Genomic DNA, 19,175 nt, shown 5'->3' on the forward strand with positions numbered 1-19,175 from the left:
GGTTTGATGACAATTTGCTGTAACTAGCAACTTACATTAATATCATTGAAGGCAGAGCCTTCTAGAATTCATTCCCAGTCAGAGACTGGGAATGAGATGACTTGAGTTGTTTGCGAGATAGATGTTTTCCGTTAAGTTGACACCATTTTACCCATTACTCATTACGTGGCGTTTAAAATCTCATCATCTACAGAAAAATCAACTTCTTTTTTATCTGCACCAGTCGCTAAATAGTCATTTTCTAAAGAATCTTTTAAACCAGAAATTAAATCATATTTAGGTTGCCAATTTAATTCTATTTGTGCTTTATTCACTGATGCAAAGAAATGCTGTACCCGCATCGGAAAAGCTTTCCGTTTACCGAAATCAAACTTTTTCGGATCATAATGGACGATTTTCACATCATCGGCAGATTTACCAGCAGCTACAGCACAAGCACGCGCTAACCCATCGAAAGTGACAAAGCGATCGCCCGAAATATTATAAATCTGCCCAATTGCCTGATCATTATCAATTATTTGGGTCATCGCTTGAGCTAAATCCCAGACATGACCAAGCTGAGTTAGGTGCATACCATTTCCGGGAATACAAATCGGGCGATCGCGCACAACTCTATCAAAAAACCAACTTTCCAAAGGATTATAATTTTGCGGTCCGTAGATATAAGTAGGACGAATAGAAGTAAAAGGAATTCCTAACTGCTTGAGGTAAGCTTCCGTTTCATGTTTACCCTTGTGACGACTCTTAGGATCAACAGCATCCCCTTCTAAATGGGGCATTTGGTCAGATTTGAGGTAAACACCCGCAGAACTCATATAAACAAAATGTTTGACCCGTCCTTGAAAAATTTCTGCCAGAGGTTGTGTATCCGTTAGTTCCCTACCATTATTGTCAAAAACGACATCAAAACTTTCTGGCGCTAACTTTTCTTGAAGTTGAGTTGAGTTAGTGCGATCGCCGATAATTTGTCCTACCCCCGCAGGTGCAGCATGATTACCACGATTGAACAAAACCACCTCATGTCCAGCTTTCATCAGTAATTCAGTCAAATACACCCCAATAAACCGAGTTCCACCGATAACCAGAATCCGCATAATTTTCTAATTCCTGAATAAAAATCACCCTTATTTGTAGAGGTTATCAGGTTGTAGTATCACTAGAGGAACATCTTTTGGTAGGATTATATCTTCTATTCAATCTAGAGATTTTCTGACTTCTGGATCACAGTGAGGAATATTTAATATAGCGGTATGCAGTTGGATGAGAACATAAACTTGTCATAGAACTTAGGCAGCACAAGACTTTAAACTCTGTCACCTGTCACCTGTCACCTGCTATATCACCTCATTAAAATAGCCTAATTACCTTCCACCCATTCAACTTAACCGTGTCCCTAGAATATGCCTTAGTTCATGAGTGGTTAACCCCTCAAGCCACAGGAGGTTCAGAACTCGTAGTCCAGGAAATATTAAATCACATTGACGCTGATTTATACGCCCTGATAGATTTTGAATCCAGCAATCCAGAAAGTTACCTGTACAAACGTCAAATTGGCACAACGTTTTTACAGAAATTTCCCCAAGCCCGCCAAGGAGTCCAAAAATATTTACCCTTATTACCCTTGGCTATTGAGCAATTGGATTTGCGAGAATATGAAGTCATCTTATCTTCATCTCATGCTGTAGCTAAAGGAGTCTTAACCACCCCTAATCAATTGCATATCTGTTATAGCCATAGCCCCATGCGCTACGCTTGGGATTTAACCTTTGATTATCTCAAGCAAAGCAAACTAGGGCAAGGAGCAGTCGGCTGGATCACCCGCCAAATCCTCCATAATTTGCGGCAATGGGACGTAATTAGTGCCAATCGAGTAGATTACTTCATTGCCAACTCTCAACACACAGCCAGACGGATTTGGCGTTGCTATCGTCGAGAAGCAACCGTCATCTATCCACCAGTCAACCTAGATGAATGTCTCTTTTCCTCGGAAAAAGAGGATTTTTACCTGATAGTTTCTCGGTTAGTTAGTTATAAACAAGTTTCCTTAATTATTGAGGCTTTTAATCACCTAAAAAAACCCTTGATCATTATTGGCACAGGTCCCCAAATGAACAAACTACGGGAAATAGCCCAACCACATATTCACATCTTAGGATGGCAACCCGATCATATCGTCAAAAATTATATGTCCCGTGCCAAAGCCTTTGTTTATGCAGCTTGCGAAGACTTTGGCATTGCCCTAGTTGAAGCCCAAGCTTGTGGAACTCCCGTAATTGCCTATGGTGCAGGTGGTGCATTAGAAACAGTTAGAGATATTCAGACACATCCTGATACAGGAACTGGTATATTATTCAAAATCCAAACAGTAGGAGCTTTAGTAGATGCCGTAGAAAAATTTGTAGATCAGCAACATTTATACAGTTATGAGTATATACAAACACACGCTAATCAATTTTCTCGCCAGGTTTTTGCAGAACGCTATCTCAGTTTTGTGAATGAATGCCGTGAAAAAGGAGTTTACAGACAGTAAACATCAGCCTTTTGTATTTATTTTCTCAGAAGACAGGAAATTTTTCCTCAAAATTACTGCCTTTTAGCTTTAAGATCGGGACTATGTGTGGTGTGGATTATAAAGGAGTATGATGACTGCCCAGAGTTCACTCCTCTCCGGCAAGCGATACCCGCGGAAGGATAACAGTACATCTATGACTGTTTTATCAAAACGTGGTCAAAAAGTTAAACAGCCAAAGGTGAAATCCAGAAGTTTATCTTTTGAGGGTTTATACGGAGAGTTCTTTAAACGACTGTTTGATATAGTTTTTTCATTGTCGGTCTTGATTTTGTTTTCTCCCATTTACATGATATTGGCCTTATTGATAGCCATAAGCTCCAAAGGTCCGATATTTTATGTTCAAGAACGGGTAGGCAAAAACTACCGCAGCTTTAATTGTATTAAGTTTCGCACTATGGTCAACAATGCCGACGAAATTCTCGTCGAAATGATGGCCACATCACCTAGCTTGCGAGCAGAATTTGAAGACAACTTTAAGCTCAAAACAGACCCAAGAATTACTAAAATTGGTCACTTTTTGCGAATTACCAGCTTAGATGAATTTCCCCAATTTTGGAATGTTCTCAAAGGAGATATGAGTGTAGTTGGTCCAAGACCTTTAGTAGCGGAAGAATTAATAAAATATGGTGATTATATCAATCATGTTTTAACGATTCGTCCTGGAATTACTGGTTTGTGGCAAGTATCCGGGCGTAATGATATTCCATATCCTCGCCGGGTGCAAATAGACCTCCATTATGTCAATTTTAGGAATTTTTGGCTCGATTTGCGGATTATCCTCAAAACAGTTAATGTTGTCATCATGCCGAAAAATAAAGGAGCTTACTAAGTAAGTACAACAATTCCCTCTTATGGGGCAACATTATGCCCCAAAAACCATTTTTGACAGCAGGCAATAGGCAATAGGCAATAGGCAATAGGCAATAGGCAAGAGTGAAGAGTGAAGAGGGTTTGGGCGATTTTACTTTTCTTTACACAGATTGGTTTTATTGTGTTCACCTACTTACACACTTTAGTTTTATTCTGTTCACCTAAGTAGGTGAGCGTTGAAAATTGTCGTTATGGCAAGGCAAGAGGCAAGAGGCAAGAGGCAAGAGTGAAGAGGGTTTGGGCGATTTTACATTTCTTTACACAGTTTGGTTTTATTGTGTTCACCTACTTACTTAAAATCAGGAATACTAATTGACATAAACCTATAATTATTTGTTAAATTGTTTTTTAACCAAAATATTTGTTGAACCTGATTTAATAGCGACTAAATATTTGCAGCCTGACTATTGGGCAGTTATATCACTTAAATGCTAATTTATATCAGACTGTTTGTAATCTTCAACTAAAAACAACAAGGCATCACCAAGCATGACACAAAGAAAACGAGCTTTAATTACTGGTATTACTGGTCAAGATGGTTCTTATTTAACCGAACTTTTACTAGAACAAGGTTATGAAGTACACGGAATTATTCGCCGTACTTCCACCTTTAACACAGACAGAATTGATCATATGTATGAAGATCCTCATAACGAGGGCGCAAGGCTATTTCTCCACTATGGTGATTTGACAGACGGAACAACTCTACGGCGGATTTTAGAAGAAGTTAAACCTACAGAAATTTATAACTTAGGCGCTCAATCCCACGTTAGGGTAAGTTTTGACTCACCTGAATATACAGTAGACGCTGTAGGTATGGGGACATTACGGTTATTAGAAGCAATCCGCGACTACCAACATCGGACTGGGATTGAAGTCCGTTTCTATCAAGCTGGTTCTTCGGAAATGTATGGTTTGGTGCAAGCAGTTCCTCAAAGTGAAACCACACCTTTTTATCCCCGCAGTCCCTACGCTTGTGCTAAGGTGTACGCTCACTGGCAAACCATCAATTACCGCGAATCTTACAATTTATTTGCTTGTAACGGTATTCTTTTTAATCATGAATCTCCAAGACGGGGAGAAACATTTGTTACTCGGAAAATTACTAGAGCAGTAGCCCGCATTGTTGCTGGTAAACAAAAAAATATCTACATGGGTAATTTAGACTCCAAGAGAGATTGGGGCTATGCGAAAGATTACGTCAAAGCTATGTGGTTGATGTTGCAGCAAGAGCAACCGGATGATTATGTGGTGGCTACAGGTGAAACCCATTCAGTGAAGGAGTTTCTGGAGTTAGCATTTAGTTATGTTAATCTCGATTGGCAGAAATACGTAGAATTTGATCAACGTTATCTGCGTCCTGCTGAAGTGGATTTACTAATTGGTGATCCCACTAAAGCCCAGCAGAAATTAGGCTGGCAACCATCGGTAACATTTAAAGAACTGGTTGCGCTAATGGTGGAAGCTGATTTACAAGCTGTGGGTTGTACTTCCTCCAATGGGAATGGTGGAAAACAAATTCAAGATATTGCTACTACCCGTCAAGAATTCGGATCTCTACACTTTTAATTCAGATCAAGGATAATAATATGACAGCCTTAGAATTAGAAAATAAACGAATTCTTGTCACTGGTGGGGCGGGTTTTCTCGGTCGTCAAGTGATAGATCAATTGTGTCAGCATGGCGCTAATCGTGAGAAAATTACTGTAACGCGATCGCACGATTGTGATCTACGGGTATGGGAAAATTGTCAACGGGCAGCAGACCAACAGGATATTATCATTCACTTAGCCGCTCATGTGGGGGGTATTGGTTTAAATAGAGAAAAACCCGGTGAGTTATTTTATGATAACTTGATCATGGGGACTCAGTTAATCCATGCAGCTTATCAACAGGGGATAGAAAAGTTTGTCTGTGTAGGAACTATTTGCGCCTATCCTAAGTTTACCCCTGTACCATTTAAAGAAGATGACATCTGGAATGGTTATCCAGAAGAGACTAACGCCCCCTATGGAGTGGCGAAAAAAGCCCTGTTAGTGCAACTGCAATCTTATCGTCAGCAGTATGGGTTTAATGGTATTTACCTGTTACCTGTAAACTTGTATGGACCTGAAGACAACTTCAACCCCAGCAGTTCTCATGTAATTCCCGCTTTAATTCGTAAAGTGCAAGAAGCCCAAACTAGGGGAGAAAAGCAACTTCCTGTTTGGGGTGATGGTTCTCCTACCCGTGAGTTTTTGTATTCTACGGACGCAGCACGGGGAATAGTCATGGGAACACAGTTTTATAATGATGCTGAACCCGTCAATTTAGGAACTGGTTACGAAATCTCTATCAAAGATCTAATTACCTTAATTTGCGAATTGATGGAGTATGAGGGTGAACTTGTGTGGGAAACCGACAAACCCAATGGCCAACCCCATCGTTGTTTAGATACGGAAAGGGCAAAACAGGCTTTTGGCTTTACTGCTGAGGTAGAATTTAGAGAAGGCTTGAAAAATACTATTGATTGGTGGCGCAAAAACGCCTCATAGAGAATCTCGTTCCCAGTCTCCGACTGGGAATGCTTCATAGAGTCTCTGACTCTAGTATATATAGAAGGCAGAGCCTTCTTAATTCATTCCCATACAGAGTATGGGAACGAGGGAAATCTAAAATCTAAAATCTAAAATCCAAAATTGTCTCAGCTAAATAAAAAAGAACTGCGGCGGACTTTACTCCAAAAACGCCAGTCAATGACATTATTAGAATGGAGAGAAAAGAGCGATCGCCTCACCACCAACATCCAAAACTCAGTTATATTTAATCAAGCAAATACAATTCTGGCTTTTTTTAGCTTTCGCCAAGAACCTGATATTAGCTCGCTGTATACCAACATTAACAAACGTTGGGGTTTTCCCCGTTGTGTTGATAAATCTCTAGTTTGGCATTCTTGGCAACCTGATGACACAATTAATATCGGCGCTTATGGGATTACTGAACCTCACCATGAAGCACCGATAATTGAGATTGAAGAAGTAGATTTAATTCTTGTCCCCTGTGTGGGTTGTGATGTCCAAGGATACCGCTTAGGTTATGGTGGTGGATATTATGACCGTTTGTTAAATTCTCCAGGTTGGGATAAGAAGCCAACTATGGGAGTGGTTTTTGATTTTGCTTATTTATCTCAATTACCTGTTGATAGTTGGGATAAGCCTTTAGATAGGGTGATTACAGAAAATGGATATTAGGTAATTATTAAATAATTTAAAGATGAATGAACCACTCCAGGCACAGAGGTCACAGAGAAATGAGGGTTTGAGAGATGTTTTGCGTAAGTCCTGATTTTATTAAATCGGAAATTTTTGATAAGATAAAAATATCATCTTGTTGGCGATTTGAATTTACAATTATATTCAATTTGTAATTATGCGTATTGAAGAACTACATTTACAAAACTTTCGAGGTTTTCGAGAACTCAAATTAACGCTTCCTCCTGATTTGGCTGTGTTTATTGGAGTGAATGGTTCAGGTAAATCGTCTATTTTAGATAGTATTGCTATCCTTTTATCTCAATTTGTAGCCGACGTGAGTGTACATTATGAATCTCGTCTATATATTGAAGAGGATGATATTCAAATAACTTCCAATGAAGTTTTTCTATCTACTCGTGTTGAAGTTGATTCAAATAACAAGTTGTGGTGGGAAGTTAGTCAAGATAGAAAAATGGGAATGCAATCCACGAAAGGAGACCTTTTTAATTATTTGCTGGAGAGACTTTTAAACGAAGTAATTCCTATTCATGATGATGAGCGAATTTTACAAATTAATAATAAAAATGATTTAATTTTACCAATTATCGTTTTTTATCACACCGACAGAATATTAATAAAATCTTCAGCCATAAAAGATATGAGTGAAGAGGAAAGAGAAAATACTTATGATAATAATAGACTTATTGGTTATCAAACAGCTTTTTCAGGAAATATAAATGATTTTCGAGATTTCTTATATTGGTTTAAAGAAGAAGAAGAATATGAAAATGAAGTTAGATTAAGACAAGATACCAACCTTAGAAATCCACGTCTTGAAATTATTAGAAAAGCATTAGAAACATTTTTAGAAGGTTTTCCTAATACCCAATTCTCAGATTTACACATAGTGCGCGTGAGTTCGAGTAGAGAAGGTGGTATTCGTCGTTTAAGTAAACCTTCGTTAGTTATTAAAAAAAATGGTGAAAACTTCAAACTAGATCAACTTTCCAACGGGGAAAAAACCTTACTCATGATAGTAGTTGACATTGCAAGACGGTTAGCAATTTTAAATCCTAGTATTACTAATCCTTCGGAACTGCTAGAAAAAGGCACAGGAATAATATTAATTGATGAAATAGATTTACATTTACATCCTCAATGGCAAAGAATTGTAATTCCTAGCTTTAGAAAAACATTTCCCAACTGTCAATTTATTGTTACTACTCATTCTCCTCAAGTTTTGAGTGAAGTCAACCGAGAAAACGTATTTATTTTAGAAGATTCAGAAATTGTAGAATTAACACCCCATACTTTTGGTAGAGACAGTAACTCAATTCTTTCTGAGGTTATGGGTGTGGAAAAAAGACCTGTAAAAATGCAAGAAAGAATAGATAAATGTTTTGAAATGATAGATAATGATAACTTAGAAGAAGCTAAATTAGAACTGCAAAAGTTATCTGAATCATTGGGAAATAATGATCCAGATATGATTCAAGCTTATACACTTATTGATTTTTTAAACAGGGTAGAATGAAACGCATTATCAAAGGTTCAGAACCTCCATGTCTTTTACAATATCGTCAGACACAGGACGCAAATTATGACGGATATCATCCCAAAGAACTTTTAAAAACGTCATTATTGAAAGAACAAGGCTATATTTGTTGTTACTGTATGCAACGAATATCTATACATAATATGGAAATTGAACATAACAAAGCTCAAAATAAGGATTGCTATCCACATTTACAACTAGACTATAAAAATCTAATAGCTTCTTGTTCAGGTAATAGAGGTAAAAGATTAAAAAATCTTCATTGTAATGGAAGAAAGGGATATTACGAAGGAAAGAAGATCATTTGTAAAATAACTCTTAATCCAGCAGATAGTAATAAAAATTGTGAAAACTATATCAAATATAGTTCTACTGGAAAGATTTTTTCTGATGATGAAACTATCAATCATGAACTAAATGAAATTTTAAATCTTAATCATGAAATTCTTGTTAAAAATCGTAAAGAGACATTATTTAGTGTTATTAATGCTTTAAATGAAAAGTTTCGTAATAAAACTTGGTCAAAAGAAGCTATCAAAAAGAAACTAGAGGAACTTAGTAGCAAAGATGCAGAAGGCAAATATACTGAATATGTCCAATATATTGTTTGGTATTTAAGCAAAAGATTAAATAACCCTTAAACCGTGTAATAAGGTACTCTCACATCATGATCAAATCTGATATCTTCTGTAAAAATTATGTAGAAGTTATCAGGTGGAGTCATGAGTAAAATTAACGGTTTTCTAGGTCGTCGTAACTTCTTAAAATTCGTAGGTTTAAGTACCTTGAGTATGGGTACTCTGACTGCTTGTAATGAAATCATTACTAACCGTTCAGAAGTCAGAATTCCTGAAAATAATCCTAATCCTAATCCAGTTAGTGCAGAGGAAGCAAAAAGAAGATTAACAGAAGGTAATAGAAGATTTGTTAATCAAAATCGTCAATATCCAAATCAATCAAAAAGACGTTTACAATCAGTTTCTAAAAAACAGTATCCTTATGCAGCAATATTAGGATGTGCAGATTCTCGCGTACCCCCAGAAATAATTTTTGATCAAGGATTAGGAGATTTATTTGTCGTGCGTATAGCTGGTAATATTGCCAGTAATGAAACTGTTGGGAGTTTAGAATATGCTACTGCTAATTTAGGAACACAATTAATAGTTGTTCTAGGTCATAAAGGATGTGGTGCAGTATCAGCAGCAATTGACAATCAACCAGATGATGGTAAAATTAACTCTGTAGTTGATGGCATTAAGCCAAGTTTATCTCAACCTCAAAGAACAAGAAGTAATATTAATGATGATAACAATCCAGTGATTAATAATATTGAATACCAAGCTAGGAAATTGCAGAATAATTCACAAATTATAGATAGATTAATCCGTGATGACAGATTAAAAATTATCGGCGCTTACTATGATATTAATACTGGTAAAGTTAGATTTTTAACTTGATATTTATTCCTCTTTTTTTCTTTATCTGCGTTTATCTGCGTCTATCTGCGTTTACAAGCCACCATGAATCTTCAACTCAAAACAAATCATATAGAAATTATCAAAAATCATGCACAAAAAACCTATCCAGATGAATGTTGTAGGCTAATTTTAGGTTATATTATATAGATAGTGAATATAACTACAGAAAACGTCTGGAATACAGAAAAGGGAATTTTACAGAAGACTTTATTAAATTCACCAGGTTGGAATAAAAAACAGACTATAGGAGTGGTTTTTGATTTTGCTTATTTATCTCAATTACCTGTTGATAGTTAGGACAAACCTTTAGAAAGGGTGATGACAGAAAACTTGATGACAACCACCAGTTTACAGTAGAAAAAATTGAAGTTAACTAAGATCCAAGAATAAGATTCTCTAAAAAACCTATTTCTAATTCTGATGCAGGTTTACCACCGCCACCTTCTATTAATTTTAAATATTTTCGCAATAGTTGCTGCATATTGGGAGTCCGATATTGGGGACTAATTTGTAATAAAGCATTTTCCCAATGAGTCTTTGTTGGTAAGTGTCCATATTCAGCTAAATAAATAGCTTCTCTGACTAATTTATCTAATTCCGCACCTGAATATCCGGCGGTTTTCTCAACAAGATATTCTAATATAGAAGATGGAGTTGGTGGTAATTTATAAGCGGTAGTGCGTTTTTGTAAGATTTGATATCTTTCCTCAGTATTAGGAGGCATAACTATAAAAATTTCATCAAAACGACCAGCACGGAATAATTCTGGTGGCAATTTTTCTCTATCATTAGAAGTGGCGATGAAAAAAATCGGATATTCGTGATCATTTAACCAGGATAAAAATGTCCCAAACTGTCTGGTACTAACTCCTGAACTATCACCTCCCACACCGGCAAAAGCCTTTTCAATTTCATCCATAAACAGGATATTCGGTGCTGATGCTTCGATGGCTCTAAGCGCTTGGAAAGTGTTGCTTTCCGATTCTCCTACCCAGCGCGATTGTAACCGAGCAATTTCAAAATTAATCTGGGGTACGTGCCATTCTTGTGCGATCGCTCTGGCAATAAAAGTTTTTCCACAACCAGGGAAACCTTCTAGTAAAATAGCACGAGGACGTAATTCTGGTTGTCCATCTTGAGCAAACCAACATTCACGGCTATATATCCATTCTTTAACTTTAGTTAATCCTCCCACATCCCTCAAACCTTGACCAGAGGGGACATAATATTCTAAAACTCCAGTTTTTCTAAGTTCCTGTTTTTTCGCTTCTAATAATAATTGTCCCGCAGATTCTGGATCTGTCCATAAATTCCGAGATGTTGATAATTTAGCAGTTTGAATTACCGCTTGCAAAGGCATTCCTTGAGCTTGTTCTGCTAATCTTCCAGCATCTGCTTCTGTTAAACCATATTTTTCTACAGCCACACTAAAAACATCTTCATAAAGTTCTGCTTCCACAGGTAAAGGTAAATCTATAATATGTACCATATTTCGCAAAATAGTCGGAATAGTCCAATCTGAACCAATGATAATTAAAGACATTCTTACCAAAGGTCTTTTTTGGTCTATCATCAATATTAATTCTTTCAATTTTCGCGCCATCAAATGATCATCAGGACGTAATAAAATAGACCAATCTGGTAATAAATAGGTATGTTGTCGTTGGAGATTTTTACTAACTTGGTCTTGTAAACGATGTTGGAGAATATCTAAAGATTGTAAAATGGGATTACCATTTCTATCAATAGCATTACCTAATTTTTGCCATTGTGCTTGATTTGGAGAACCCGCAGTTTCTAGTCTTTGTTGAAAACCTTCTGTACTATTCCATTGTGCTAATTCTCCATCTTGAATATCTGCATTATTCAAAACTGCTAAATGAGCATCAATTGTACAACAAATAGCGCGATTTTCTTCGGATGATCTCAAAAAAATTAATGGATAACGAGACTTTAATAAATCCTGTAATTCCTGCTGACATTTATGATAAGGTAATTCCGGTTTCATGTTTTTTAACTTCCTTAAAAATCAGCTTTGTTAGTATCAGTGCGAATATCCGTAACTGGTTCTGGTGTTTTTTCTGTATTACTACTAGGAGAATTTTCAACTTTATTGGTAGAGATATTTACAGTTTTGATTTCGGAAGTTGGAGTTACTGCTGGACGGAGAGGTTTTTTAGCAGGAGCAACAATAGGATTATTTACACTATTAACAGAAACAGGATTACTAATGGGAATTACAGGTTGGATAGGAACAGAAGCATCAAGAGGTAGATCTAAAGTTACAATAGTGCGATGACGACCAACTTTAATATCCGCAATCCAATTAGAAATTATCGCAGTTAAATTTTCGGAAGTTAACGTTCTAGCTGATTGTTGTTCAATAGTTTGACTAATCAGAGAACGATTATTCTCCTGACGAAAATAATCTTCAGGATAACTTTCATATAATGTACTCAGACTAATAGAATAGCTAATTTCCTTATTTCCTGCTTGTGGTATTCTGACAATTAGAGTATATTGAGACATCATGAAAACACTATTATTAATTATGAATTTTGTATGACGAGAGAAGCCCATGACCAATTTGCGAAAGAATATCTAGAGGAATTATTAAAACCTTTAGGTCAAGTAGATATTGGTAAAGATGTAAAAAGCGAAGTTAGAGAAATAGATATTTGGTTTGTTCCCAATCAATCAAAACCTGTAACTTCCGATTTAGGATTATTAGCAAAAATGGCAGTTACAAGCTGTCTATTTGAACCTTTTCGTAATCCTCCCAATGAAATGACAATTAGAAGTTGTATGTCAAAATTATACAGCCTTCATGAAGAATTGTTTCGACAAGCAAAAAGAGAAGATCGTCGGCTCATGGAAAACGAGTTCCCTGTTTTATGGATTTTAACACCAACTTGCTCAAAAAATAAATTAGATGGATTTAGAGCTACACTCAAAGATGATTGGGAAACAGGAGTTTATTTTCTAGGAGAATCGCAAAAAACCGCTATTGTAGCAATTAACCAATTACCCAAAAATCAGGATACACTATGGTTAAGGGTGTTAGGTAATGGGGAAACCCAAAAACAAGCAGTACAAGAACTAATCACAGTTTCCACAGAAAACCAGCGTAATTATCTACTGGAAATTTTAGCATCTTGGCGTAAAAATATAGAGATTAACACTAATATCAACGATGAAGATAGGGAGTTGATTATGACTTTATCACCAGCATATCTTAAACAACGCGAGGAATGGCGCGAGGAAGGACTACAAATTGGACTACAAACTGGACTACAAACGGGACTGCAAACGGGACTGCAAACGGGAAGACAAGAGGAATTGCGGTTAATAGTAGGAAGTTTACTAACAGCACGGTTTGGTAATTTAGATGAGGAATTATCTGCTATTGTTACTCCTATTATGGAACTTTCTCTCACAGAAAGAACCGATTTATTCCTCAACTTATCTCAGTTGTCCCGTGAAGAATTATTAGCTAAATTCCCCCATTAAATAACCCATTTTCGTAGGTTGTTTACATCCTTCAGATCCCCGACTTCTTAGAGAAGTCGGGGATCTTGTTTTTGTGTTTAATTATCCTAAATCCAACGGTCAGCTTCAGTTTTAAGTTGTTGACTCCAACGTTTAAACCAGAGGATACCACATCCTAAAATACCTAAAGTTAATTTTAATATAAATAACCTATCTGGGAACAAAGGTAATTTATAAAAAGATATATTTGGCATTCTGATATTTACAGGTTTAGCATTAATATTAAGTTCTCTGTTAGAGGAATTAACACTAACTTGCACTTGATATTCTTCTGCTGGTACTGCATTTGGTTGGATATATTGCAATTCATATTCTCGTAATGCTTTAAAAAAGGTTTCTAAACTTTTGACGGCTTCATTTGCATCTTGAGGAAATTTACTGATACCTCCTGTTAATTCAGCAATTTGTTTTAATCTTGGTTGATCAACAATATAGTTGAATATGTCACCAGAGGGAAGTTTACAAGATTGAATTAAATCAACCGCTTGTTTTTTTTCTAACCAACTATTAGGAATATTGCAGTTAGTAGCACGATTTCTTAACTGTTTTAAAGACTCTCCATAACCTAAAGTGTAAACTCTGACTGTAGGATATTTTTTAAAGACTTTTTCTAAATTAGTAAATTGTTGATCCTCTGTTTTCCGTTTACTGTTGTGATAACCATCAGATAATAACATTACCGCTAATTTAGGCGGAATTTGTGGTTCATCTTTTCTCAAATCGTTACTACTATTTGCTTGTCTTGTCAACTCTTCGGAGTTATCACCTAAATATTTGACTGCTTCTTTCAAAGGATTATATAAATTAGTCCCTGCGTTAGTGGGAGAAGATGCTAAATCAGCGACTCTTTTATCTAAATCTGGTGAATTTGCTGGAAGGAAATTTTTAGCAATAATTTCTTGGTTAACTTCATAATTATCTTTAGCAATCTGTGATTCTCCAAATGGTACTAAAGAAATATGTACAGGTAAATTTTTCTCGCGGACTAATTTAATAAATTCTTTAATAGCACGAATAGCACCATCTATTTTTTTAACTCGACTAGCATCTTTTTTTCTCATGCTTCCACTCATATCTAAAAGGATGACGACATAAGCAGGATCTGATGTTAGAGGGTGTTTGAAAAGTTTTGAATGTATAAATTGACCCCTCTCCAAACCTCTCCCCGACGCGGGGAGAGGCTTTGAAAACCCCATTCCCTGGTAGGGAAGGGGGGCAGGGGGGTTAGGTTTTTGGAGATTATGGGTTTCATCTGATACTTTTCAAACAACCTCTTAATTGTTCTCCCGGCGGAATTAATCTAAATTTTCTAACTTCTGCGAATTTGAGATTAATGGGAGTATCTTGACTTTTGGCGATAATTCTCGCAGTTTGTAATTTGAATTCAGATTTTTGTAATCCCTCAATAGGAATATTGTTATCATTAACAACTTTAACTTTTAAGGTGACAATATCAGCATCGGTAGGACGAGAAGATACTTCAATTTTGGAATTAGCAAGAACAGGTAATGGTAGAAATCCTAGTAAAAGAGTAACAATTCCTAATTTAAGCTTGGGGGTCAAGTAAGCGGTTATAGAAAATGAATCTGTAGAATTTTTCTTCATTGTTTTCATGATAAAGTGTCAAAATTTGATTATGTTTGAGGGTGGTAGTTTGATTTTCTGGTAAAAATCTTTGTTGAATTTTTACAGATTCTTCCGCTAAAAAACGAATAATTACATTATCAGAATTTACCTGTAAAGATGCACATTCTTCTGGTAAATGGGGGATATAAATATCTGCTGTATCCCCAGAACCAATGATTATGAGTTTCTTGGTGCTCTCTTTTGATAGCAGTTTCCCTTTCCTGACGCTGACGTTCTTGATATGCTTGCAATGCAGAAGCTACACCATCAAATAAACTGGGTTGTGATGCGGTAGAAATACCAGCAGTGACGTTAAATGTTTTTTGTCCACTCATATTCTATTTCCTGCTACTTGTTTTCTCTGATTTACTACTGTGGAGGCAAATTTTGGGAGCAAAGACATAATTAATTAAAATTTAATTCTTTTTTAAGAAAAATGTAACTCAAAGATATACTAATATATCTGTTGTCACAATTATCTAAATATCACTTAATTGTTGCATAAAATTTACATTCGTCAGCAAACATCAAGGCTATTTACATTTCATTAAACAGCCCGAAACCGGGATCTAGATGAACTGTATTCTTGCCCAGAATACTCTTACAGCAGATTTCGCTCTAATGAGGTACAAACTTGAATTATGAAACTCTTGTAGTGCGGGCATCTTGCCCGCTGGATATGCACCTCATAACACCGGAAAGTGCTGTATGTGATATATTATCCGTACAAAATACTCAAGCTGGTAAACTGCAAAGCTGGACTCTTGACGACAACCACCAGTTTCAATCCGAGACAATTAAACTAAACTGATAAAATTAGCAAATTTAAGTTAACATTAATACTCCGCGCTGATTCATACAACTGCCATGCTAAATCCCAATCTGGATGAAATCCAGTTGACGAAAGACGACTATGAACGCTATTCCCGCCACTTAATTTTGCCAGAAGTGGGCATGGAAGGGCAAAAACGCCTAAAAGCCGCCAGTGTATTGTGTATTGGTACTGGTGGACTAGGTTCGCCATTGCTGTTATATCTTGCAGCAGCAGGTATAGGCAGAATTGGTATTGTTGATTTTGATGTTGTGGATACTTCTAACCTGCAACGTCAAGTTATTCACGGGACATCCTGGGTAGGTAAACCCAAAATCGAATCAGCAAAAAACCGGATTCATGAAATTAACCCCCATTGTCAGGTTGATTTATACGAAACCCGTCTGAGTGCAGAAAACGCCCTGGATATTATTCGTCCTTACGATATCGTAGTTGATGGCACTGATAATTTCCCGACGCGGTATTTAGTCAACGACGCTTGCGTATTGTTAGATAAACCCAACGTCTACGGTTCTATCTTCCGATTTGAAGGACAAGCTACCGTCTTTAACTATGAAGGTGGTCCTAACTATCGTGACTTGTACCCCGAACCACCACCACCAGGAATGGTTCCTTCCTGTGCAGAAGGTGGAGTTCTGGGAATTTTACCAGGGATGATTGGCATTATTCAAGCCACAGAGACAGTGAAAATTATTCTGGGTAATGGTACTACATTGAGTGGTAGACTAGTGCTTTACAACGCCTTGGATATGAAATTCCGGGAGTTGAAACTGCGTCCTAACCCCATCCGTCCAGTTATTGACAAGCTGATAGATTACGAACAATTCTGTGGGATTCCCCAAGCCCAAGCCGAAGAAGCGAAACAGCAAATGGAAGTTCAGGAAATGACTGTGAAGGAATTGAAGGCGTTATTAGATAGTGGTGCAAAGGACTTTGTGCTGCTAGATGTGCGTAATCCTCACGAGTACCAAATTGCTAAAATTCCTGGTTCAGTATTAGTCCCTTTACCAGATATTGAAAATGGTGATGGTGTGGCTAAGGTGAAGGAATTACTCAATGGACACCGTTTAATTGCTCATTGTAAACTGGGTGGACGTTCGGCGAAAGCCTTGGCTATCTTGAAGGAAGCGGGGATTACTGGGACAAATGTTAAAGGGGGAATTAATGCTTGGAGTCAAGAAGTGGATGCTTCTGTTCCTCAGTATTAATCATTTTTTTTCAGGATTGTTGATCATGTTTAGCAAAAACCTATAACTATCTCCAGTCCGATGTTAACAGCAAGATACCCGATATTTTAGATGGTTGGGTATCTTGTGATGATGTATATAGAGGCATCTATTTTAGTTATTGATATAATTTATACAAAAAAATCTTTAAAAAATACCAAAATTGTCCATTACTTATACTTCTTTTAAAGAGTAAGATGTCTAAAGTTTGCACAAACTTCATGAAAAATTTAGCCATAACACTTTCCAGCTAGAAGAGGACATCCCCTAATCATAAAACATGGCTTGAGCAGAATGTGGTATTACCCTTGCTGCTTGATTTAGATACTAAAAGACTTTTCGCTTTCCTGCTATCAATAAACAGGGATTGAGGGTAAATTTACTTTCAAAAACTCAACTTGAGCAGTACCTATCGTCACAGCAACTTGCCGAAACAAAAATATATTGCATTATGGATACGCTTTCCACAACTAAGTCTAAGATTCTGATTGTAGATGATGATGCCAGTGTCCGCAACCTGATTCAGCGTTTCTTGAGTCGTAAATATGAGATAGAATCAGCCGCGGACGGTAAAACGGCTCTTGTTGCTTTTGAAAAATTAAATCCGGCTTTAGTGATTCTTGACTGGAATTTACCAGATGCAAATGGATATAAACTGTGTCAAGAGATGCAGAGCCGTACCAATGCTTTGGTAATGATGCTTACTAGTCGCAATGATGAAGCTGATAAGATCAAGGTTTTAGCTGCCGGTGCGGATGATTTTTTAACTAAACCATTTAGTTTGGCTGAGGTGGAAGTTAGGGTGGAAGCACTATTAAGGCGTGTTCGCTATATTCAGCCTAGTGTTTCACAACGTCTCACTTTTAATCAGTTGTCTATTAATTCGGAAGCACGGGAGGTTACACTCAATAATAAGGCTTTGCCTTTGACTGCTTTGGAGTTTAATATTTTACATTTTCTGGCTACCCATCCTAGGCAAGCATGGAGTCGTACTCAATTAATTCAAAAGATTTGGGGGTGTGATTATGTGGGTGATGGGCGCGTTGTTGATGTGCATATTGGTCAATTACGCAAGAAAATGGAGGCTGATTCTAGTATGCCGGAGTTTATTAAGACGGTACGGGGTTATGGCTATAAGTTTGATCCACCTGAAAATACCACAGTTTAAATTTGGCGAAATATGATGGTTGTGATGGCTTAACAATTTGCTCAAATCTGGGCTTGATGAGATGATTTAGGTGATTAATCGGTAGATATTGGGGCTAAAGTCTGTCAGGGAGTCGTATCTACTCAAGCCTCGGATAAAACCTTTAATTTTTTGCTTCTATAGGATATTCTCTGGTTTAGGAACTGCACTGTTAGCTTTAAAAAATATATATGCAAATTACTGTAATGACTTTTAACCTCCGCTATGATAAACCAGATCCTGGGGTGCGTCAGTGGAAAAAGCGTGTAGGGGCGATCGCTTCTTTAATTCAACATTACAAACCGGATTTGCTGGGTACACAGGAGGGTAAATCTCATCAACTAGCGGATTTACAGGCGCTCTTACCTGAATATAACATTATTGGGGGCGATCGCACTGGAACAGGAACGGGTGAACATTGTGCAATTTTCTACAACCCACAATGTCTGAAACTTCAGGAAACACAGGATTTTTATCTCAGTGATACTCCAGAAATTCCTGGTAGTATTACTTGGCGAACTCGTTTACCACGTATGGCTACTTGGGCTAATTTTGAAGTTGCTAATCCTGGTCTATCTTTAACTATATTAAATACCCATCTAGATCACGAAAATGCCAAATCTAGGGAGTTAAGTGCAGCTTTAATTAGTCAACGGTTGGCAGAATTTCCGTTAAAAAACTACTTACTGCTAACCGGGGATTTTAACGCTAATCCTGATACTCCAGAACGGCAAATTTTTCTATCCCCTTTAGCTAATGGCAAACAATTACAAGATCCTTTAGACACTCTGCCCCTAGAACAACAGAAAACTTTTCATAATTTTACGGGTCAAGCCTGGGATGCTATTGATACTATATATTGCGATCGCTGCGCTGACCAAAGGTATCGCTCTTTCTCAGTAGAACAAGTCATTATTGATCGTCAACAGTGGGAAGGGGTGTGGCCTTCTGACCATTTTCCAGTGATTGTAAAATTAACAATAAGGAATGTGAATTAAATAAGGTGCAAAAGTAGGGTGTGTTAGCGACAGCGTAACGCACCATTCCA

Annotated in this window: 19 protein-coding genes and 1 pseudogene; 14 read left to right on the forward strand and 6 right to left on the reverse strand. The window is 37.0% G+C overall.

Translation table 11 applies throughout. The features are described 5' to 3' along the window. Nucleotides 1-161 precede the first annotated feature (161 nt). The gene (locus tag FJR37_RS00910; protein ID WP_168465041.1) at nucleotides 162-1,094 is read right to left on the reverse strand and encodes an NAD-dependent epimerase/dehydratase family protein; all 933 of its coding nucleotides are present in this window, start codon (nucleotides 1,092-1,094) and stop codon (nucleotides 162-164) included. A gap of 293 nt (nucleotides 1,095-1,387) precedes the next feature. On the opposite strand from FJR37_RS00910, the gene FJR37_RS00915 reads away from it, so the two are divergent. The 9 genes and pseudogenes from FJR37_RS00915 to FJR37_RS00955 form a co-directional block, all read left to right on the forward strand. After that, nucleotides 1,388-2,530: a glycosyltransferase gene (locus FJR37_RS00915; RefSeq protein WP_168465042.1), complete on the forward strand. Its 1,143-nt coding sequence runs from the start codon at nucleotides 1,388-1,390 to the stop codon at nucleotides 2,528-2,530. Between the two features lie 112 nt (nucleotides 2,531-2,642). Then, complete coding sequence (locus FJR37_RS00920) at nucleotides 2,643-3,401, forward strand: sugar transferase (protein WP_168465070.1); 759 nt, start codon at nucleotides 2,643-2,645, stop codon at nucleotides 3,399-3,401. A gap of 530 nt (nucleotides 3,402-3,931) precedes the next feature. Beyond that, entirely contained in the window at nucleotides 3,932-5,011 is a 1,080-nt protein-coding gene (gmd, locus tag FJR37_RS00925; RefSeq protein WP_168465043.1) for a GDP-mannose 4,6-dehydratase, read from the forward strand. Between the two features lie 20 nt (nucleotides 5,012-5,031). Beyond that, nucleotides 5,032-5,976 carry a GDP-L-fucose synthase gene (locus FJR37_RS00930; protein WP_168465044.1) on the forward strand — a complete coding sequence of 315 codons (945 nt, stop codon included), beginning with the start codon at nucleotides 5,032-5,034 and terminating at the stop codon, nucleotides 5,974-5,976. 144 nt (nucleotides 5,977-6,120) lie between these two features. Then, nucleotides 6,121-6,672 carry a 5-formyltetrahydrofolate cyclo-ligase gene (locus FJR37_RS00935; RefSeq protein WP_168465045.1) on the forward strand — a complete coding sequence of 184 codons (552 nt, stop codon included), beginning with the start codon at nucleotides 6,121-6,123 and terminating at the stop codon, nucleotides 6,670-6,672. Nucleotides 6,673-6,850: 178 nt separating this feature from the next. After that, a complete protein-coding gene (locus FJR37_RS00940; protein ID WP_168465046.1) occupies nucleotides 6,851-8,209 on the forward strand; it encodes an AAA family ATPase in 1,359 nt (452 codons plus the stop codon). Then, nucleotides 8,206-8,871 carry a retron system putative HNH endonuclease gene (locus FJR37_RS00945; RefSeq protein WP_168465047.1) on the forward strand — a complete coding sequence of 222 codons (666 nt, stop codon included), beginning with the start codon at nucleotides 8,206-8,208 and terminating at the stop codon, nucleotides 8,869-8,871. The genes FJR37_RS00940 and FJR37_RS00945 overlap by 4 nt, the downstream gene beginning before the upstream one ends. A gap of 81 nt (nucleotides 8,872-8,952) precedes the next feature. Beyond that, nucleotides 8,953-9,687: a carbonic anhydrase gene (locus FJR37_RS00950; protein ID WP_168465048.1), complete on the forward strand. Its 735-nt coding sequence runs from the start codon at nucleotides 8,953-8,955 to the stop codon at nucleotides 9,685-9,687. A gap of 228 nt (nucleotides 9,688-9,915) precedes the next feature. Then, nucleotides 9,916-10,005, forward strand: a pseudogene (locus FJR37_RS00955) (5-formyltetrahydrofolate cyclo-ligase); the annotation flags it as partial. Between the two features lie 76 nt (nucleotides 10,006-10,081). Here the strand turns inward: FJR37_RS00955 and FJR37_RS00960 are convergent. Further along, nucleotides 10,082-11,716, reverse strand: a complete 1,635-nt coding sequence (locus FJR37_RS00960) for an AAA family ATPase (RefSeq protein WP_168465049.1) — start codon at nucleotides 11,714-11,716, stop codon at nucleotides 10,082-10,084. A gap of 14 nt (nucleotides 11,717-11,730) precedes the next feature. Continuing rightward, entirely contained in the window at nucleotides 11,731-12,240 is a 510-nt protein-coding gene (locus FJR37_RS00965) for a hypothetical protein (protein WP_152608956.1), read from the reverse strand. Between the two features lie 30 nt (nucleotides 12,241-12,270). Here FJR37_RS00965 and FJR37_RS00970 point away from each other — a divergent pair, with 30 nt between their 5' ends. Then, a complete protein-coding gene (locus FJR37_RS00970; RefSeq protein WP_039204149.1) occupies nucleotides 12,271-13,218 on the forward strand; it encodes a hypothetical protein in 948 nt (315 codons plus the stop codon). An 86-nt stretch (nucleotides 13,219-13,304) separates the two neighbouring features. On the opposite strand, the gene FJR37_RS00975 is transcribed toward FJR37_RS00970, so the two are convergent. The 3 genes from FJR37_RS00975 to FJR37_RS00985 form a co-directional block, all read right to left on the reverse strand. After that, a complete protein-coding gene (locus FJR37_RS00975) occupies nucleotides 13,305-14,318 on the reverse strand; it encodes a vWA domain-containing protein (RefSeq protein WP_160290047.1) in 1,014 nt (337 codons plus the stop codon). Nucleotides 14,319-14,505: 187 nt separating this feature from the next. Next, nucleotides 14,506-14,862 (reverse strand): hypothetical protein, encoded by a 357-nt coding sequence (locus tag FJR37_RS00980; RefSeq protein ID WP_152608941.1) that lies wholly within the window; start codon nucleotides 14,860-14,862, stop codon nucleotides 14,506-14,508. 119 nt (nucleotides 14,863-14,981) lie between these two features. After that, nucleotides 14,982-15,218 carry a hypothetical protein gene (locus FJR37_RS00985; RefSeq protein ID WP_039203738.1) on the reverse strand — a complete coding sequence of 79 codons (237 nt, stop codon included), beginning with the start codon at nucleotides 15,216-15,218 and terminating at the stop codon, nucleotides 14,982-14,984. A 299-nt stretch (nucleotides 15,219-15,517) separates the two neighbouring features. Here FJR37_RS00985 and FJR37_RS00990 point away from each other — a divergent pair, with 299 nt between their 5' ends. The 4 genes from FJR37_RS00990 (at nucleotide 15,518) to FJR37_RS01005 (ending at nucleotide 19,125) form a co-directional block, all read left to right on the forward strand. After that, nucleotides 15,518-15,694, forward strand: coding sequence for a hypothetical protein (locus tag FJR37_RS00990; protein ID WP_160290024.1), 177 nt, complete (start codon nucleotides 15,518-15,520; stop codon nucleotides 15,692-15,694). 56 nt (nucleotides 15,695-15,750) lie between these two features. Continuing rightward, the gene (gene moeB / locus FJR37_RS00995) at nucleotides 15,751-16,923 is read left to right on the forward strand and encodes a molybdopterin-synthase adenylyltransferase MoeB (protein ID WP_039203739.1); all 1,173 of its coding nucleotides are present in this window, start codon (nucleotides 15,751-15,753) and stop codon (nucleotides 16,921-16,923) included. A 469-nt stretch (nucleotides 16,924-17,392) separates the two neighbouring features. Further along, complete coding sequence (locus FJR37_RS01000) at nucleotides 17,393-18,109, forward strand: response regulator transcription factor (protein WP_039203740.1); 717 nt, start codon at nucleotides 17,393-17,395, stop codon at nucleotides 18,107-18,109. A 209-nt stretch (nucleotides 18,110-18,318) separates the two neighbouring features. Next, nucleotides 18,319-19,125 (forward strand): endonuclease/exonuclease/phosphatase family protein, encoded by an 807-nt coding sequence (locus FJR37_RS01005; protein ID WP_039203741.1) that lies wholly within the window; start codon nucleotides 18,319-18,321, stop codon nucleotides 19,123-19,125. The last annotated feature ends 50 nt before the right edge of the window (nucleotides 19,126-19,175 follow it).

It is taken from the genome of Aphanizomenon sp. UHCC 0183 (assembly GCF_009712065.1).
Lineage (GTDB): Bacteria > Cyanobacteriota > Cyanobacteriia > Cyanobacteriales > Nostocaceae > Dolichospermum > Dolichospermum heterosporum.

Bases quoted from the DNA above. Each gene is read 5' to 3' on its own strand.
- FJR37_RS00910 (WP_168465041.1), bottom strand. From the start codon at position 1,094: ATGCGGATTCTGGTTATCGGTGGAACTCGGTTTATTGGGGTGTATTTG.
- FJR37_RS00920 (WP_168465070.1), top strand. From the start codon at position 2,643: ATGACTGCCCAGAGTTCACTCCTCTCCGGCAAGCGATACCCGCGGAAG.
- gmd (WP_168465043.1), top strand. From the start codon at position 3,932: ATGACACAAAGAAAACGAGCTTTAATTACTGGTATTACTGGTCAAGAT.
- FJR37_RS00930 (WP_168465044.1), top strand. From the start codon at position 5,032: ATGACAGCCTTAGAATTAGAAAATAAACGAATTCTTGTCACTGGTGGG.
- FJR37_RS00940 (WP_168465046.1), top strand. From the start codon at position 6,851: ATGCGTATTGAAGAACTACATTTACAAAACTTTCGAGGTTTTCGAGAA.
- FJR37_RS00945 (WP_168465047.1), top strand. From the start codon at position 8,206: ATGAAACGCATTATCAAAGGTTCAGAACCTCCATGTCTTTTACAATAT.
- FJR37_RS00950 (WP_168465048.1), top strand. From the start codon at position 8,953: ATGAGTAAAATTAACGGTTTTCTAGGTCGTCGTAACTTCTTAAAATTC.
- FJR37_RS00960 (WP_168465049.1), bottom strand. From the start codon at position 11,716: ATGAAACCGGAATTACCTTATCATAAATGTCAGCAGGAATTACAGGAT.
- FJR37_RS00965 (WP_152608956.1), bottom strand. From the start codon at position 12,240: ATGATGTCTCAATATACTCTAATTGTCAGAATACCACAAGCAGGAAAT.
- FJR37_RS00970 (WP_039204149.1), top strand. From the start codon at position 12,271: ATGACGAGAGAAGCCCATGACCAATTTGCGAAAGAATATCTAGAGGAA.
- FJR37_RS00975 (WP_160290047.1), bottom strand. From the start codon at position 14,318: ATGAGAAAAAAAGATGCTAGTCGAGTTAAAAAAATAGATGGTGCTATT.
- FJR37_RS00980 (WP_152608941.1), bottom strand. From the start codon at position 14,862: ATGAAGAAAAATTCTACAGATTCATTTTCTATAACCGCTTACTTGACC.
- FJR37_RS00985 (WP_039203738.1), bottom strand. From the start codon at position 15,218: ATGAGTGGACAAAAAACATTTAACGTCACTGCTGGTATTTCTACCGCA.
- moeB (WP_039203739.1), top strand. From the start codon at position 15,751: ATGCTAAATCCCAATCTGGATGAAATCCAGTTGACGAAAGACGACTAT.
- FJR37_RS01000 (WP_039203740.1), top strand. From the start codon at position 17,393: ATGGATACGCTTTCCACAACTAAGTCTAAGATTCTGATTGTAGATGAT.
- FJR37_RS01005 (WP_039203741.1), top strand. From the start codon at position 18,319: ATGCAAATTACTGTAATGACTTTTAACCTCCGCTATGATAAACCAGAT.